Below are 17,029 nucleotides of genomic sequence, written 5' to 3'. Positions count from 1 at the left end.
CGGCCGTTACGGCGCATCATTGCGTAATGCCAGCCAGCGTCCCGGCGTCATGCCGAACGTTTTGCGGAAATGGCGGGTGAAATGCGCCTGATCGGCAAAGCCGGCATCGGCTGCCGCACTCGCCAGTCCGTCACCCGCTGCCATCGCTCGTTTCGCCCGTTCCAGCCGCCGCATGATGAGATAGCGGTGCGGACTGGTGCCGAGCAGCCGGCGGAATTGTCGCGCCAGTTCGTAGCGGTCGAGCCCGGTTTCCGCCTCCAGCGTCTCGGAGCGCACCAGCTCGCCGCACTGGCTTTCGATGAAATTGCGGGCGCGCAGCACTGCTGATTGCGCCGACGTTTTGATCACCTTGCGCGGCGCTCCCGCCTGTCGGCAAAGGCCGGCGGCCACCCGCATCACCACATCGTCCATGGCGAGATCGCCGGGTTCCTCGTCCAGATCGGCGAGAATGTCGGCCAGCGCCTGCCAGAGGCCCGCATCCGCCACGATGGGATCGGCGACGAAGGGCAGGGCGGTTCGATGGCCATCGACGGCGCCGATCAGCTCCGGCGGCAGATAGATCATCCGGTAGATCAGCCCGTCCTCGGTGCCGGCCGCACCGTCATGGAGCTCGTCGGGATGCAGCACGATGACATTGCCGGGATTGCTGAACCGCTCGACGCCGCGATAGCGAAAGGTCTGCACTCCATGCAGGGTGAGGCCGAGGGCATAGGTGTCGTGCCGGTGCGGCGAAAAGCCGTTGCCGTGAAAGCGCGCCTCGATGCGCTCGACACCGCGCGACGGCATGGCGATCCGCAGGCCGTCGGCAAAACGGGGCTTGCACGAACGTTCAAGACCACCTGCAGCGACCGGCGCTAGGTGTTCGGTTCTTTCGATACCCTGAACGGAGTTTTCCCGCATGTTCGACACCAAGATCGCGATCGTTATCCGCGATGACCTCGCCACCTGGCAGAAGCTCAACGTCACCGCCTTTCTGACAAGCGGCATCGTCGCCCAGTCGCCGGCGATCATCGGCGAACCATACCGGGATGCTGCCGGCCATGTCTACAATCCGATGAGCATCCAGCCGGTGGTGGTGCTTGCCACCGATCAGGAGACTTTGCGCAGCATCCACAAGCGTGCGCTCGACCATGAGGTGACGACGTCCGCCTATATCGAGGAAATGTTCTCGACCGGCCACGATGCCGCCAACCGCGAAGTGTTTGCACAGTTCGGCCCCGAGGGCGCAAAGCTGGTCGGTATCGCGCTGAGGGCGGACAAGAAGGTGGTCGACAAGATCACCAAGGGTGCCAGGATGCACCCATAGGGCAGTAATCCCCCTCAAAAGCCTTGGATTGCAAAGATTTTGGCCGGGGCTTATGATTTACGTCTCGGCCATTCACGGATCGGAGGTGTGACAATGAATGCCATCACGATCAGAAATCTGTCTGAAGAAGCCACGCGCGAGCTCGAGGCGCGCGCGGTCGACAACGGTACGACGGTGGAGGAGGAGGCTCAGCGGATCTTGCAGGAGATACTCGGTAAAACGGCTGAGGCCGAGGATGACGAGCCTGAGGTTGGCCTTGGCACCGCTCTCCGGCGGTTGGGCGAAAAATTTCCGGAATTGGCGGATATTGATTTTTCGCGCGATCAAACTCCGGCGAGAGGTCCATCGTTTGAATGATCATTCTCGATACCAATGTGATCTCAGAAGTCGCCAAGACCGATGCGCATCATCAGGTTCAGGCATGGATCGACCGTCAGCAAAGGCGATCGCTCTATGCCACGGCCATTAGCCTCGGCGAAATCATGTTTGGTATCGAACGACTTCCCGAAGGGCACCGGAAGAGCGCTCTCCGGCAAGGGATGCAGCAGATTTTGCAGCGGTATCTTGCCGGGCGCATCCTTTCTTTCGACGAGCGCGCGGCGCGAATTTATGGCCGAATAGTCGCATATGCGAGCGTTCACGGAAAAACCGTTCACATCGCCGACGGCCAGATCGCCGCAATCGCGCAGGCACACCACTTCACCGTCGCTACGCGCGACACCGCACCGTTCGTGGCGGCGGGTGTATCGGTCATCAATCCATGGGTTATTTAGGCGGCCTTAAAGCTCGACCGCCTCGACCTTCTTGTTGACGAAGCGCAGGGCCACGCCGCCATTGATCAGTTTCAGCGCCACATCGCCGAACAGATCGCGACGCCAGCCTGAAAGCGCGCCGACTTCGGCATTCTCGCCCTCGGCCGCGATCTTTTCGAGATCGTCGCTATTGGCGATGATCTTTGCGGCCACGCCCTGACGGTCGGATACCAGTTTCAGGAGAACCTTGAGCAGCTCCACGGCAGCGGCAGTGCCTTCCGGCACATGCACGTGTTTGGGCGCATGCGGCATGTCGGTCTTGGGCAGTGCAAGGGCTGCATTGACGGCTTCGATGATCGCCGCACCCGAAGAAGAGCGCTCCCAGCCTTTTGGAATGGTGCGCAGACGGCCGAGCGCCTCGGTGTCTTTCGGCTGCTGCTGGGCAACTTCGAAAATACCGTCATCCTTCAGAACGCGCGAGCGCGGCACATTGCGGCTGCGGGCTTCGCGTTCACGCCAGGCGGCCACGAATTTCAGGATGGCCAGTTCCGTCGGCTTGCGCAGGCGCGATTTCAGGCGCAGCCAGGCATCGTCCGGATGCATGTCATAGGTGGAGGCGCTTTCCAGCACCGCCATTTCCTCGCTCACCCAAAGCGCGCGGCCTTCACGTTCCAGCTGCTCTTTCAGCGACAGGTAGACATCGCGCAAATGTGTGACGTCGGCAGCGGCATAATCCAGCTGCTTTTCGGTCAGCGGACGGCGGCTCCAGTCGGTGAAGCGCGACGACTTGTCGATCTGCACGCCCTTGATGCGGTTGACCAGCTGGTCATAGGAAATGCTGTCGCCGAAACCGCAAACCATGGCGGCCACCTGCGTATCGAAGATCGGCTGCGGAATGAGATTGCCGAGATGGTGGATGATCTCGATATCCTGACGCGCGGCATGAAACACCTTCACCACCGAGGTGTCGGCCATCAGCACGAAGAACGGTTTCAGGTCGATGCCCTTGGCCAGCGGATCGACGATCACCTCCAGATCCGGGCTTGCCATCTGGATGAGGCACAGTTCCGGCCAGAACGTCGTTTCCCGCAGGAACTCCGTGTCGATGGTGATGAATTCCGACTTTGCCAGCTGGATGCAGGCTTCTTCAAGGGCAGCAGTGGTTTCGATCATGGTCTTCGTCAGGCGGGGAAATAAAGGATCAACCTTCCTTTCCCTTTCAACCGCTTATGTCAACCACAAGCGGTGCCGATGTGATGTGAAACTGCCATAAGGCGTCACGAACTCACTATAAACAGACGAAACCTGCGGTTTCGACGGTCATCTGTGCCTGGATGAACGCGGTAAGCGCACTCTGCATATAACACCGAATTTAATCGGAATATTGCATCGCACCTCGTTCTTGCTGCATTGCACACTATGTTCGAACATTCGAATGTAATGTCGGTGAATGAGGAAGCGTTTCATGGTCTTGCCCCAATCCGCCCGTCTGCATCGTATGCTCGGTTACATCGGCTGGCCGCTTGCGCTGCTGTTCGTATGGGATATCGCCGTCACGCTGGCTTATGTCTATCTGCCGCATCCGTGGCTCAACCTGCCGGTCCTGCCCATGAGCCTTCTGGGTTCGGCACTCGCCCTGTTTCTCGGCTTTCGCAACAACAATGCCTATAACCGTTGGTGGGAAGGGCGCACGCTCTGGGGCGCCATGGTCAATGCCTCACGCTCCTATGGCCGTGAGGTCATGCATCTGATCGACGACAGGCCGGAAAGCCAGCGCTTGCGTCACGATCTTGTCCTGCGTCAGATTGCTTATGTCCAGGCGCTGCGCTGTCATTTGCGCGGACAGCCTGTCGGCGAAGAAATCGCCGATTTTCTACCAGATGACGAATGCGAAAAATTGCAGAATTTTTCCAACATCCCCAATGCCATTCTCAACGGCACAGGCGCCATGCTGGCGGAAGCGGAAAAGAACGGCTGGATCGACAGCTTCCGTCGTGTCCAGATCGAGCGTATTCTGGTCGACATGAGCAATGCCCAAGGTGGCATGGAGCGGATCAAGAACACGCCGCTGCCGCGCGAATACGGCTATTACCCGACGCTGTTCGTGCATTTCTTCTGCATCCTTCTGCCGATCGGTCTGGTCGACAGCCTCACCATCTTCACGCCGCTCGCCTCCACCGCCGTCGGTTTCATGCTGCTGGCCATGGACCGCATTGGCGCCGACCTGCAGAACCCGTTTGCCAACCGCGCCCACGACGTGCCGCTGACCTCGATTACGCGTACCATCCAGATCGATCTGGAGCAGTTGCTGGGCAGGACAGGGGCGTCAAAACCGGTGCAGCCGGTCGAGCACGTTCTCTGGTAGAATTGCAAATACCGGCCGGGTGAGGGCCTATCGTTCCTGCCCGGTCGATCGTAGCGGCGGCAACAACCGCTGCGTTACGGCACCGCCCTGCGGCCGCAACCCTTGACAAATCGGACTGCCCATGCGCTTTTCGCGCCGATTTTCCATGATTTCGGCCGGGCTGCTTCGTGCGCCCTGAAAAGGCCGTTAAAAGCATCAGTCCAGGATAAAAGACATGCATCGTTACCGTAGCCATACCTGCGCAGCCCTCCGCAAGTCGGATGTCGGCTCCAATGTCCGCATTTCCGGCTGGGTTCATCGTGTCCGCGACCATGGCGGCGTGCTGTTCGTCGACCTGCGCGACCATTACGGCATGACCCAGGTCGTCTGTGACCCGGATAGCCCGGCCTTCAAGTCTGCCGAAATCGTCCGTGGCGAATGGGTCATCCGCATCGATGGCGTGGTCAAGGCGCGTTCGGAAGACACCGTCAACAAGACCATGGCGACCGGCGAAATCGAACTTTACGCCAAGGAAATCGAGGTTCTCTCGGCTGCCAAGGAACTTCCGCTGCCGGTGTTCGGCGAGCCGGAATATCCGGAAGACGTGCGCCTGAAGTACCGCTTCCTCGATCTGCGCCGCGAAACGCTGCACAAGAACATCGTCAAGCGCACCCAGATCATCGCCGCCATGCGCCGCGAAATGACGGCCGGTGGCTTCACCGAATATTCGACGCCGATCCTGACCGCTTCCTCGCCGGAAGGCGCGCGCGACTTCCTCGTCCCGTCGCGTATTCATCCCGGCAAGTTCTTCGCGCTGCCGCAGGCGCCGCAGCAGTACAAGCAACTGATGATGGTGGCCGGTTTCGACCGCTATTTCCAGATCGCGCCGTGCTTCCGCGATGAAGACCCGCGCGCCGACCGCCTGCCGGGCGAATTCTACCAGCTCGACCTCGAAATGAGCTTCGTCACCCAGGAAGAAGTCTGGGAGACGATGGAACCGGTCATGCGCGGCATTTTTGAAGAGTTCGCCGACGGCAAGCCGGTCACCCAGGAATTCCCGCGCATCCCGTATGACGTCGCGATCCGCAAATACGGTTCCGACAAGCCGGACCTGCGTAACCCGATCGAGATGGAAGCCGTTACCGAACATTTCGCCGGTTCCGGCTTCAAGGTGTTCGCCGGCATGATCGCGTCCAACCCGAAGGTCGAAATCTGGGCGATCCCGGCCAAGACCGGCGGTAGCCGCGCATTCTGCGACCGCATGAACGCCTGGGCGCAGGGCCAGGGTCAGCCGGGTCTCGGCTATATCTTCTGGAAGGAAGAGGACGGCAAGATCGCCGGTTCCGGCCCGCTCGCCAAGAACATCGGCGAAGAGCGTACCGAAGCCGTCCGCACCCAGCTTGGCCTCGAAGCGGGCGATGCCTGCTTCTTTGTCGCCGGCGAACCGGAAAAATTCTACAAGTTCGCAGGCGAAGCCCGTAACCGCGCTGCCGACGAACTGGGTCTGTCCAACAAGGACCAGTTCGCGCTGTGCTGGATCGTCGACTTCCCGTTCTTCGAATACAACGAGGAAGACAAGAAGATCGACTTCGCCCACAACCCGTTCTCGATGCCGCAGGGCGGTCTCGACGCACTGGAAAACCAGGATCCGTTGACGATCAAGGCCTACCAGTACGACATGGTCTGCAACGGTTTCGAAATCGCCTCGGGCTCGATCCGTAACCAGCTGCCGGAAGTCATGGTCAAGGCTTTTGAAATGGTCGGCTTGTCTCAGCAGGACGTGGAAGACCGCTTCGGCGGCCTCTACCGCGCCTTCCAGTACGGCGCACCTCCGCACGGCGGCATGGCAGCCGGCGTCGACCGCGTCGTCATGCTTCTGACCGGTGCCAAGAACCTGCGCGAAATCACGCTGTTCCCGATGAACCAGCAGGCGCAGGATCTGCTCATGGGTGCTCCTTCGGAAGCCCAGCCAGCCCAGCTGCGCGAACTGGCGATCCGTCCGATCCCGCCGGTCAAGAAAGACTGACATTCGTCAGTAAATCCGACGGAATATCAAGTATTGCGACGGCGGCCTTCGGGTCGCCGTTTGTGTATCGACAATCCCCGTTATCCACTGTCATAAAACTGTCATTGTAATTTCACCTCGGTTTTGAAGCTTCATTAAAACCTGACTGTCACTACACTGGCACATTCAATTGCACGGGGTGTCAGCTTTGGCCTTTTTCTCCAATCTCCGGATTTCCCATCGTGTGATGCTTCTGGCCGTTCTGGCCCTTGCCGGCATCACCGCCATTGCCGCGATCTTTCTCGGCCAGCGCCAGATCGAAGCCGGTTACCGGTCCGCTGCCGAGGCGCTTTCGCAGCGTCAGGCCGAGGTGGCAAAAATGTCGGACAGCGTGCGCGACAGTTTGCTGTGGGAGCAATATTTCCTGCTGCACAAGGATATGGCCGCAGCCGACAAGTTTACAGCCGCCACGGTTGATGTTCGCGGCTTTCTCGGAGGCCTGCGTTCGGCGGCAAGTCGGGAGCTTGCCGGACAGCTCGACCAACTGGACACCGGCCTGACCGCCTATGAGGCGACTTTTGCAACGCTGGTGAAGGACAATCAAGAACTCGGCCTCGACCAGAATAGCGGCCTTGAAGGCGCCATGCGCTCCGCCGTTCATTCCATCGAGCAGCGTCTGGAAACCGTCGAGGATGCTCGCATCCGTGCCAGCATGCTGATGCTGCGTCGTCATGAGAAGGATTTCATCCTGCGCGGCACGCCATCCTATCTGGAAAAACATGCGGCGGAGGCCGAAACGTTTACGGCGCTGATCAAGGAAGCCTTTCGCCCCGGCGCGCAGCGCAGTCGCGTCATGGATGCTTTGGAAGTCTACCGCTCGGCCTTCCGGTTCTATGCCGAGGCCAGCCTGAAGGAAGCGCAGAGCCAGAAGAGTGTATCGGCTGCCTATCAGGCGCTGGAACCGCAGGTTCAGGCTGTCAGCTCTGCTTATGAAGCCAAGCGGGATGCGACACTTGCCGAAAATGCCCGTGTTGCCGCGCGCAATCTGATGATCGCCGCCGGCCTCATCGGTGCTGCCGTTATCCTTCTCGGCCTCGGTGTCTGGCTGATCGGCCGTTCGATCACCCGACCGGTCGTTGCCATGACGGCCGCCATGCGCAGGCTTGCCGGCGGCGAAACCGCGCTGGTGATCCCCTCGCTCAACTGTCGCAACGAGTTTGGCGCCATGGCCGGCGCACTCGACACCTTTCGCGAAGCCGCGATCGCCAACCGGCGTCTGGAAGAAGAAGCGGCCGACGCCCGCGCCAATGCCGAGGGCGAGCGTCTTCGCCTGCAACAACAGGCCGAGGCCGAAGCGCGTGCACGCCTGATGCAGGCCACCGAAGGTCTGGCAGAAGGCCTGCGCCGCCTCGCCGCCGGTGATCTCGCCTTCGAACTGACCGAACCTTTTGCGCCGGATTTCGAAAACCTGCGTCGTGATCTCAACCAGACCGTCGCCCGTCTCGGCGAAGTCATGGCGTCTATCGCCCATGCTGCCCATGCGATCGACGGCGGCAGCCGCGAAATCGCCGGCAGCGCCAACGATCTCTCCAGCCGTACCGAACAGCAGGCCGCCTCGCTGGAAGAAACAGCGTCGGCGCTGGAACAGATCACCGCAAATGTCCGAAATTCGTCAAAGCGCTCGCAAGATGCCAATCGCATTGCCGGTGAAGCCAACGTCTCGGCCGGCAAGACACGGGTTCTCGTCACCGAAGCGCTGGAAGCCATGGGCCGCATCGAGGCGTCGTCCTCACGCATTGCCGGCATTATCGGCGTCATCGACGAGATCGCGTTCCAGACCAACCTTCTGGCACTCAATGCCGGCGTCGAGGCCGCACGGGCAGGCGAGGCCGGTCGTGGTTTCGCCGTCGTCGCGCAGGAAGTACGGGCACTCGCCGGTCGTTCTGCCGATGCGGCGCGCGAGATCAAGGAACTGATCCGCGTGTCGGGCGTCGAAGTGAAGGACGGCGTAAGTTCGGTTCGCGAGACCGGCGAGGCCCTGACCGGCATCGGCAGTCGTGTCGAGGCCATCAATATCGAAGTGGAAGCGATCGCGCTGTCCGCCCGCGAACAGTCGGTCGGTCTTGGCGAGATCAATACCGCCGTCAATCTTCTCGACCAGAATACCCAGCACAACGCCGCGATGGTGGAAGAAAACAATGCGGCCAGCGCACTGCTGATGAACGAGGCCCAGCGCCTGCGCGATCTGGTCGGCATGTTCAAGCTGACGGAAGTCGAGGCCCGAGAGTTTCGCGGCAGCCGCGCGGCATAAAAGCAGCGCATGAAATAACCGGAGCCGCCCGCAAGTAAACCGGGCGGCTCTTTTGTATTGTGGCGTCTTTGCCTTGATATCTGTCCAAATGGGGCAGGCAGAAAAGCGGAACCATATTGGCGCAAGGGTGTTTCTACCGCAGCAATTCGCTCAAGGGAGAAGCAATATGCGCAAGTTTACCATGGCTGCTACCGCAGCATTTCTCGCTCTTTCGGCTTCGGCCTATGCACAGAGCACCGTGATCATCCAGCAGGAGCCGACCGATCCTGTCGTCACCCAGTCGACTACCCGTGTCCTGCCCGGCGAAGTCCGCACCTATGTGATGGAGCAGCAACCGGTTGAATCGGTGCCTTACGAAGGTGACGTACTCGTCGGCCGCGTTCTGCCGGAAAGCGTCGAGGTTCGTCCTGTCGAAGGTTATAGCGATTACGGCTACACGATCGTCAACGAACGCCGCGTGATCGTTGATCCGCAGACGCATACGGTCATCCAGGTTCTGGAATAATTTGCTGAGAGCAGATTAAATTGAAAGTAGGGCCGGGATCGCGTCAGCGGTTCCGGCCGTCTTGCCGCAATTCGGCGTTCAACCGAATTTGCGGTATAGCCAATAGAAGACGAAAAGGCAGAAAATTGCTTTGCTAACTGTTGGTAGTGGAAGCAGCAAGAAGTCGATATCGGTCATTTGGCCTGCGTAAGCGGTGATCAGTCCTTGTAGCCAGGCCCGAATTTGCGGTTGACGATATAAAGCGCGACTCCCGCGAAAAGTAGGCCAGAAACAGGCATCAGTAGCATCGAAGCTATTTGCAAAAACGTCATGGTACCAACCTCCTGAGAAACCGGCTCGCCGCATAATGTAAGGCGAAAGCGCCAAGAATACAAACTGTGCTCGTGAGTAGGACAGAAACGGTTATCCCGGCTTCCGCGTAAAAGCCTGAAATCATCGGTGCCAATCCACCCACCGCGAATGTCGCAACGCCTATCCCATTCACAAACGTCGCAAGCAGCTTCAACCGCTCGTTATTCACCAGTTTCCGCTGCGCATCCTCATCCATCACCCCATCCCCCTCCGAAATCCCCACCACACCTTATCCGCAAACCCTTCCGCCTCAAGGGCCACATCCCGCACTTGGCATTTGCCCGGTTCACCGTTATAGCTCGCTCACCACAAGGACTCGGGTGAAACTCCCGGGTGGCTCTTCCGGCCGCCGATCCGCCGGACAACGCAAAGCATTCAGCCTTATCCAAGACAGTAGTCACACCAGGATTTCTTCCCGGCGGATGCGCTCCCTTTTGCGAAAAATCCAAACCCATGTTTTCATTGTCTGCCTACCGCCGTGAATGGTTTTCCAACATTCGTGGCGACATCCTCTCCGGTGTCGTCGTCGCGCTTGCGTTGATCCCCGAAGCCGTCGGCTTTTCGGTCATCGCCGGTGTCGATCCCGCCGTCGGCCTTTTCGCCTCGGTGCTGATCGCCTGCGTCACCGCCATTTGCGGCGGTCGTCCGGCGATGATCTCGGCTGCCACCGCCGCCACCGCCGTGTTGATGGCGCCGCTGGTGCGCGATCACGGCATCCAGTACCTGTTCGCCGCAACCATCCTGATGGGCATCCTCCAGATCATTGCCGGCCTGTTGAAGCTCGGTCGTTTGATGCGCTTCGTCTCGAAATCGGTGATGACCGGTTTCGTCAATGCGCTGGCGGTGCTGATCTTCATGGCGCAGCTGCCGCAGCTCACCAATGTGCCGCACATCACCTACGCGCTGATCGCTATCGGCCTCGCCATCATCTATCTCTTTCCCTATGTGACCAAGGCCGTGCCGTCGCCGCTGGTCGCCATTGTTGTCGTCACCATCGGCGCGCTTGCCTTCGGCATCGAGGTCCGCACCGTCGCCGATCTCGGTGCCATGCCGACGGCATTGCCGGGTTTCACCTGGCCGCAGGTGCCGCTCACTTTCGAAACACTGAAAATCATCTTTCCCTATTCGCTGGCGCTCGCCGCCGTCGGCCTGCTGGAGTCGCTGCTGACCGCGCAGATCGTCGATGACATGACGGATACGACAAGCAGCAAGAGCCGTGAATGCCTGGGACAGGGCACGGCCAACATCGTTTCCGCCCTGTTCGGCGGAATGGGCGGCTGCGCCATGATCGGCCAGTCGGTCATCAACGTTTCGTCGGGCGGTCGTGGCCGTCTCTCCACCTTCGTGGCGGGCGCCTTCCTGCTCGTCCTGCTGCTGGTCCTCGACGATATCCTGCGCGTCGTGCCGGTCGCAGCCTTGGTGGCGGTGATGATCATGGTGTCGATCAACACGTTTTCATGGAAATCGATCGTCGATCTCAAACGCAATCCCGGCACATCGTCCATCGTCATGCTGGCCACGGTCGCCACCGTGTTCGCCACGCATGATCTGTCGAAGGGCGTCATCGTCGGCGTGCTGCTATCGGGCGTGTTTTTTGCCGGCAAGGTGGCGCGCATGTTCCGCGTGTCTTCCGAGCTTTCCGAGGACGGCAGGCAGCGCACCTACCGCGTCGAAGGCCAGATCTTCTTCGCCTCGTCGCAGGCCCTTGTCGGCGGCTTCGATTTCACCGAAACGCCCGAACGTGTCGTCATCGATGTCACCCGCGCCCATCTTTGGGACATCTCTGCCGTCGGCGCACTTGATCAGGTCGTCCTCAAATTCCGCCATCGCGGCGTCGCGGTCGCGGTCGTCGGTGCCAACGAGGCGAGTGCCGGCATGATCGATCGCTTTGCCCTGCACGACAAGGATCATGCCTCGCTCGGATCACCCACCCACTGAAACGCAAAAGCCCGACAGTCGCTTGCCGGGCTTCTCCAACTGGTTTGAGCCAGAAGTTTAGTCGTTCGCGGTCACCTTGACGCCGAGAACCTGCGGGATCGTGTTCGGTGCAGCCATGGCGGCACCCATGATCGTCGGAACCGGAACGGATTTTTCCGGCTTGGCACTGATCGTAAAGCTGCCCGGCTTGTCGAGATAGGCGTTGAGCGCCTCCGTCAGAGCCTTCTGCAGTTCCGGCATGTTGTATTGAGCCAGCATCATCGGCGCCATGGCCTTGATCATCTGCGCCAGCTGGTCGCCGGTCGTGCCCTGCTGCTTGGCGGCAACGTCGAGCGCCTTGGTGGTGATACCGGCATCATCGAAGCGGATTTCGGCGCTGTTGAAGCTGAGCTGCTGGATCAGGCCCAGCATGGCAAGGCCTGCGGCCTGCTGTGCCTGCTCGTTATTGGCATTGGCTTCCACCTTCTTCGCCGTCTCGTTCACCGCGCGCATGAAATCGAGCGTATAGCCTGACAGGCTGAAGGCCATGTTCAGGCGGCCGATATTGGCAAAGTCGAAGGCGTATTCCTCAAGCGCCAGCGTGCCCGGAACCACGTCCCAGCTGCCGGTCATGCTCATGTTGCCGTCGATATCAGTGATGCCGAGATCGGCAACAGTCTGTCGAGCCTGCGGATCCTGGATCGTGCTGAGATCAGCTTCGATATCGGCAACCTGCACATCGAACTTCATCGACTTCTTGTCGCTGGCCACTTCCGTGCTCATCTTCGAAGAGCCGACCGATACAATGCTCTTGCCGTCCATCTTGACCTCGAACGGGCCGGCGGCGGCTTCTTCGTAGGACAGCACGGCATCGGTCGTATCGCCTTTGTTGTCGGCGGGGATGCGCATGTTGGAAATGGAAAGGTCCGAGGCCGTCACCACGAAGTTTTCCTTGGTGATGTCGATGTCATCGAAGGTGACGGTTTCGATCGTATAGGCGCCGGTATCTTCTTCGACGCCTTCAAGCTCGATGGTACCCAGCGGCAGGTTGCCCTGGCCGTTGCCGAGTTCGAAGCGGCTGTCGGCGAGCGTCACGTCCGATCCATCGACGGTGATCGATCCGGCAACGATGCCCATTCCGTTCTGTGCGTTGAGCGCGGCGTTGAGTTTGTTGACGAGATCATTGCCATCCAGCGCCAGTGCCGGCGAGGTAAAAGCAAACAGGGCAGTGCCGGCCGCAAACAACTTGGCCGAAGTCGTGTAACGCATGGATAATCTCCTCGAGAGGCAGGTATCTGCCTGAAAATTCTATGGCATTTGTGGAACGCGCCAATAAAGCGTCGATATCTCTCTGTGAAGTCTATCTGGACGTTTTTGTGGCAGGGTCGGATATTAGGTGATCGAAGCCCAAGGTTCTCCACAGTCTGATTCTCTGGCTTTGTTGCCGGGAATCGGGCTTTCCGCTAGTCAAGCGGCATGGGAAAAAGTCTGACACCGCCGCCAGAAGATGGCGACGACCACATTCTGCCGGTCGATCTGAAGGCGGCGCTGGAAGAGCGCTACCTCGCTTATGCGCTATCGACCATCATGCACCGCGCATTGCCGGACGTTCGCGACGGCTTGAAACCAGTGCATCGCCGCATCATCCACGCGATGAGCGAAATGGGCATCCGGCCAAATTCGGCCTTCAAGAAATGCGCCCGTATCGTCGGTGACGTCATCGGTAAGTTCCACCCGCATGGCGACCAGTCGGTCTATGATGCGCTGGTGCGTCTCGCGCAGGATTTTTCGCAGCGTTACCCGATCGTCGATGGCCAGGGCAACTTCGGCAATATCGACGGCGATGGTGCTGCCGCCTATCGTTACACCGAAGCGCGCATGACCGAGGTGGCGGCGCTGCTTCTGGAAGGCATCGATCAGGACAGCGTCGATTTCCGCCCGACCTATAACGAGGAAGACAGCGAACCGGTCGTCATGCCCGGTGCCTTCCCGAACCTGCTGGCCAACGGTTCCTCCGGTATCGCCGTCGGCATGGCAACCTCCATTCCGCCGCACAACGCCCACGAACTTTGCGACGCCGCGCTGCACCTGATCAAACATCCGGATGCGACGGTCGAAAAGCTGGTCGAATTCATCCCCGGTCCGGACATGCCGACCGGCGGCGTCATCATCGACAGCCGTGAATCGATCATCGAGGCCTACAAGACCGGCCGCGGCGGTTTTCGCGTGCGCGCCAAGTGGGAGATGGAAGATCTCGGCCGTGGCGGCTACCAGATCATCGTCACCGAAATCCCCTATCAGGTGCAGAAATCGCGCCTGATCGAAAAGATCGCCGAACTGCTGATCGCCCGCAAGCTTCCGCTTCTGGAAGACGTGCGTGACGAATCGGCCGAGGACGTCCGCGTCGTGCTGGTGCCGAAAAACCGCACCGTCGATGCGACGCTTCTGATGGAATCGCTGTTCAAGCTGACGGATCTGGAAAACCGGTTCCCGCTCAACATGAACGTGCTGTCCATGGGCAAGGTGCCCAGGGTCATGGCGCTCAACGAGGTGCTGACGGAATGGCTGGCGCACCGCAAGGACGTCCTGATCCGTCGCTCCAACTTCCGTCTGGCCGCGATCGACCGTCGTCTGGAACTGCTCGGCGGTTTCCTGGTCGCCTACCTCAATATCGACGAGGTAATCCGCATCATCCGCGAGGAGGATGAGCCGAAACAGGTGATGATCGCCCGCTTCGGGCTCACCGACATCCAGGCTGAAGCCATCCTCAACATGCGTCTGCGCTCCTTGCGCAAGCTGGAAGAGTTCGAAATCCGCAAGGAATTCGATGAGCTTACCGTGGAAAAGGCCGGCATCGAGGCGCTGCTTGGCTCCGACGAACAGCAGTGGAAGGTCGTGGAGACCGAGATCCAGAAGGTCCGCAAGGACTTTGCCAAGGGCAAGGGCAAGCCGTTCGCCCGCCTGACGCAGTTTGCCGACGCGCCAGAAGCCGATATTGAAGCCATCCAGCAGGCGATGATCGAAAAAGAACCGGTCACCATCGTCATCTCCCAGAAGGGCTGGATCCGCGCTCTCAAGGGCCATATCGCCGATACGTCGACGCTGACCTTCAAGGAAGGCGACGGGCCGAAACTGGCCTTCCCGGCGCAGACCACCGACAAGCTGCTTTTGATCACTACCGGCGGCAAGGTCTATACGCTCGGCGCCGACAAGCTGCCGGGCGGTCGCGGCCATGGCGAGCCGATCCGCATCATGGTCGACATGGAAAACGATCAGGACGTTCTGACGGCCTTCGTTTACGACTCCTCGCGCAAACACATTCTCGCATCGACGGCCGGCAACGGTTTTGTCGTCGCCGAAAGCGAAATGATCGCCAACACCCGCAAGGGCAAGCAGATCATGAATGTCGGCATGCCTGACGAGACAAAGCTGGTCATCCCCGTTTCGGGCGATCACGTCGCCGTCGTCGGCGAAAACCGCAAGATGCTGGTCTTCCCGCTGGCGCAGCTGCCGGAAATGACCCGCGGCAAGGGCGTGCGCCTGCAGCGCTACAAGGACGGCGGCATTTCCGACGTCAAATGTTTTGCCATTGAGGCGGGCCTCACCTGGGAAGACAGTGCCGGCCGGCAGTTTAGCAAGACGAAGGACGAGCTTGTCGAATGGCAGGCCGACCGCGCCACGGCCGGTCGTACGGTGCCAAAGGGCTTTCCGCGCAGTGGTAAGTTTGCTGGGTGATTGACACCGTTATGTGAGGCCTCCGCGTTCTCCTCACTGTCTTCTCCCCATCGGGGAGAAGGTGGCCCGAAGGGTCGGATGAGGGGGATCGTTAGGCGACCGGCTGAGCAGCCCCCTCATCGCCTCGCTATCGCTCCGGCACTTCTCCCCGATGGGGAGAAGATGGTGTTGCACCGGCGCTGCCTCAAGCAGCATCAACTATCCGCCAGCCTTGTCAAAACGCCATGATACTTCCGCATGCAATTCGAGCCGGCTGATCGGCCTTCCACCCAAAAGGCTCAATCGCCTCCTTGGGAATGACGATGCGTTAATCCTCACCGATTTTGAGGGGGCTTACCCCTCATCCTCCGAATACAATTCCCAGCCTCGTGCCGTCAGGTGTTCCTGTGGCTGATACCGCGTCTTGTAGCCCATCTTCGCTGAGCCCTTCACCCAATAGCCGAGATAGACATGCGGCAGGCCGAGCGTGCGGGTGCGGTTGATGTGGTCGAGGATCATGAAGGTCCCGAAGGAACGCTTTTCCAGTTCTGGATTGAAGAACGAATAGACCATCGAAAGCCCGTCGCTCATCATGTCGGTCAGTGCCACACCGACAAGCTCGCCCTTGGCGGCGCCGATGCCCGCACCCTCCACGCGCCGACGGTATTCGATCACGCGGGTGTTCACATGCGTGTCTTCCACCATGATCGCATAATCGAGCGCCGACATGTCGGACATGCCGCCGCGCTGATGGCGGCTGTCGAGATAGGTGCGGAACAGCGAAAACTGTTCGGTGGAGGGCTGGGCCGGATAAATCTCTGCGGTGATATCGCTATTGGCGGACAACACACGGCGCATAGTCCGGCTCGGCTCGAACTGGTCGACGAGAATGCGTACCGAAACACAGGCGCGGCAGGCCTCGCAGGCCGGGCGGTAGGCGATGTTCTGCGAACGGCGGAAACCGCCCTGGGTCAGAAGGTCGTTCATCTCGGCCGCGCGTGGGCCGACGAGGTGGGTAAACACCTTGCGCTCGAATTCACCCGGAAGGTAGGGACACGCTGCCGGAGCCGTCAGATAGAACTGCGGTGATGGCGAAATCTGCGAGTTCATCCCTGGTCGAAGCCCTGGTTCTGACAAGTGTGCGTTGCAACGAATACCATTAGCATGACCTAAGTTCGCAAAACGTCAACATGCGGGCAGTGCTGCCCGCATGACAGGTCATCAAAAGTTTTAATTCAGGCCTGTTTAAGGCTCAGCTTGTGCGTGCAATCACCGTGCCGAGCAGAAAGTCATGCACCAGCCGCGAGCGGTCGGTGAACAGGCCGGCCAGCAGGATCAGCGGCGTCAGGAACGAGTTGATCAGCCAGAACAGCACCGTGTGCACCATGGCGGTCATGAAATCCATGCGACGGCCATCGAGCCGCAACATGGTGATGCCGGCGGCGCGCATGCCGGGGGAGGCCTGGGCCGGGCCGCCGAGCGTCATGCCGAAATAAAGCAGCGCCACGATGACGAACAGGGCAGGGTAAAGCATGAAACCGAGCCCCAGCGTCAGCACGCCGAGGAAAAACACGATGATGGCGGCTGGAATGCACAACAGCAGCACGATCAGATAATCGAGGATGAAGGCGAATGAGCGCCGCATCAGCACGCCGCTATAGGCGCGCCAGTCTTCAGGTGCGACGACGGCAGTGTTGGGATCGAGGCTCATGGTCTTGTCTTCTCCTTTTCCCGATACGGGATTTTACCATAACAGATATGGTGGAGAAAACCGGCGGCACAAGTCCGCCGGTCAGAGGCTCTTTGTATATATGGGAGCGCGCG

General features: G+C 59.9%; 15 protein-coding genes and 1 other annotated feature. Of the genes, 9 read left to right on the top strand and 6 right to left on the bottom strand.

Annotation, left to right across the window (positions count from 1 at the left end; all coding sequences use genetic code 11):
* Positions 1–6 precede the first annotated feature (6 nt).
* The gene (locus AAIH70_RS02520) at positions 7–900 is read right to left on the bottom strand and encodes an AraC family transcriptional regulator (protein ID WP_132273121.1); all 894 of its coding nucleotides are present in this window, start codon (positions 898–900) and stop codon (positions 7–9) included.
* Between AAIH70_RS02520 and AAIH70_RS02515 the strand changes: the two genes are divergently transcribed.
* The 3 genes from AAIH70_RS02515 to AAIH70_RS02505 all read left to right on the top strand — a co-directional run bounded on the left by AAIH70_RS02515 (position 899) and on the right by AAIH70_RS02505 (position 2,079).
* Positions 899–1,306: a DUF2000 family protein gene (locus AAIH70_RS02515; RefSeq protein WP_132273122.1), complete on the top strand. Its 408-nt coding sequence runs from the start codon at positions 899–901 to the stop codon at positions 1,304–1,306. The genes AAIH70_RS02520 and AAIH70_RS02515 overlap by 2 nt on opposite strands.
* A 93-nt stretch (positions 1,307–1,399) precedes the next feature.
* Positions 1,400–1,663 carry a FitA-like ribbon-helix-helix domain-containing protein gene (locus AAIH70_RS02510; RefSeq protein WP_132273123.1) on the top strand — a complete coding sequence of 88 codons (264 nt, stop codon included), beginning with the start codon at positions 1,400–1,402 and terminating at the stop codon, positions 1,661–1,663.
* Positions 1,660–2,079: a type II toxin-antitoxin system VapC family toxin gene (locus AAIH70_RS02505; RefSeq protein ID WP_132273124.1), complete on the top strand. Its 420-nt coding sequence runs from the start codon at positions 1,660–1,662 to the stop codon at positions 2,077–2,079. Before AAIH70_RS02510 ends, AAIH70_RS02505 begins: the two co-directional genes overlap by 4 nt.
* A gap of 6 nt (positions 2,080–2,085) precedes the next feature.
* Here AAIH70_RS02505 and rnd read toward each other — a convergent pair whose 3' ends face one another.
* Positions 2,086–3,231 carry a ribonuclease D gene (gene rnd, locus AAIH70_RS02500; protein WP_132273125.1) on the bottom strand — a complete coding sequence of 382 codons (1,146 nt, stop codon included), beginning with the start codon at positions 3,229–3,231 and terminating at the stop codon, positions 2,086–2,088.
* A gap of 292 nt (positions 3,232–3,523) precedes the next feature.
* Here rnd and AAIH70_RS02495 point away from each other — a divergent pair, with 292 nt between their 5' ends.
* The 4 genes from AAIH70_RS02495 to AAIH70_RS02480 all read left to right on the top strand — a co-directional run bounded on the left by AAIH70_RS02495 (position 3,524) and on the right by AAIH70_RS02480 (position 9,223).
* Positions 3,524–4,423 carry a bestrophin family protein gene (locus AAIH70_RS02495; protein WP_132273126.1) on the top strand — a complete coding sequence of 300 codons (900 nt, stop codon included), beginning with the start codon at positions 3,524–3,526 and terminating at the stop codon, positions 4,421–4,423.
* A gap of 214 nt (positions 4,424–4,637) precedes the next feature.
* Entirely contained in the window at positions 4,638–6,428 is a 1,791-nt protein-coding gene (gene aspS, locus AAIH70_RS02490; protein WP_132273127.1) for an aspartate--tRNA ligase, read from the top strand.
* 226 nt (positions 6,429–6,654) lie between these two features.
* Positions 6,655–8,718 carry a methyl-accepting chemotaxis protein gene (locus AAIH70_RS02485; protein WP_132273715.1) on the top strand — a complete coding sequence of 688 codons (2,064 nt, stop codon included), beginning with the start codon at positions 6,655–6,657 and terminating at the stop codon, positions 8,716–8,718.
* Positions 8,719–8,884: 166 nt separating this feature from the next.
* Entirely contained in the window at positions 8,885–9,223 is a 339-nt protein-coding gene (locus AAIH70_RS02480; protein ID WP_132273128.1) for a DUF1236 domain-containing protein, read from the top strand.
* Between the two features lie 307 nt (positions 9,224–9,530).
* Here AAIH70_RS02480 and AAIH70_RS02475 read toward each other — a convergent pair whose 3' ends face one another.
* On the bottom strand, positions 9,531–9,770 hold the full coding sequence (locus tag AAIH70_RS02475) for an amino acid transporter (protein ID WP_132273129.1): 240 nt from the start codon (positions 9,768–9,770) through the stop codon (positions 9,531–9,533).
* Positions 9,771–9,883: 113 nt separating this feature from the next.
* Positions 9,884–9,941: a sequence feature (sul1 is cis-regulatory element that is thought to sense ions involved in sulfur or methionine metabolism; They are found in Alphaproteobacteria), on the top strand.
* 86 nt (positions 9,942–10,027) lie between these two features.
* On the opposite strand from AAIH70_RS02475, the gene AAIH70_RS02470 reads away from it, so the two are divergent.
* Complete coding sequence (locus tag AAIH70_RS02470) at positions 10,028–11,512, top strand: SulP family inorganic anion transporter (RefSeq protein WP_430032980.1); 1,485 nt, start codon at positions 10,028–10,030, stop codon at positions 11,510–11,512.
* 57 nt (positions 11,513–11,569) lie between these two features.
* On the opposite strand, the gene AAIH70_RS02465 is transcribed toward AAIH70_RS02470, so the two are convergent.
* The gene (locus AAIH70_RS02465) at positions 11,570–12,760 is read right to left on the bottom strand and encodes a hypothetical protein (RefSeq protein WP_132273131.1); all 1,191 of its coding nucleotides are present in this window, start codon (positions 12,758–12,760) and stop codon (positions 11,570–11,572) included.
* Between the two features lie 207 nt (positions 12,761–12,967).
* Between AAIH70_RS02465 and parC the strand changes: the two genes are divergently transcribed.
* Positions 12,968–15,226, top strand: a complete 2,259-nt coding sequence (gene parC / locus AAIH70_RS02460) for a DNA topoisomerase IV subunit A (protein WP_132273132.1) — start codon at positions 12,968–12,970, stop codon at positions 15,224–15,226.
* Positions 15,227–15,559: 333 nt separating this feature from the next.
* Here parC and AAIH70_RS02455 read toward each other — a convergent pair whose 3' ends face one another.
* Positions 15,560–16,315, bottom strand: a complete 756-nt coding sequence (locus tag AAIH70_RS02455; protein ID WP_132273133.1) for an arginyltransferase — start codon at positions 16,313–16,315, stop codon at positions 15,560–15,562.
* Between the two features lie 142 nt (positions 16,316–16,457).
* Positions 16,458–16,916 (bottom strand): RDD family protein, encoded by a 459-nt coding sequence (locus tag AAIH70_RS02450; protein ID WP_132273134.1) that lies wholly within the window; start codon positions 16,914–16,916, stop codon positions 16,458–16,460.
* Between the last annotated feature and the right edge of the window lie 113 nt (positions 16,917–17,029).

Source organism: Neorhizobium sp. BT27B (assembly GCF_050455485.1).
Lineage (GTDB): Bacteria > Pseudomonadota > Alphaproteobacteria > Rhizobiales > Rhizobiaceae > Neorhizobium.
Note: the sequence above shows the minus strand (reverse complement) of the source record. Positions and strands in the feature narration are given on the sequence as shown.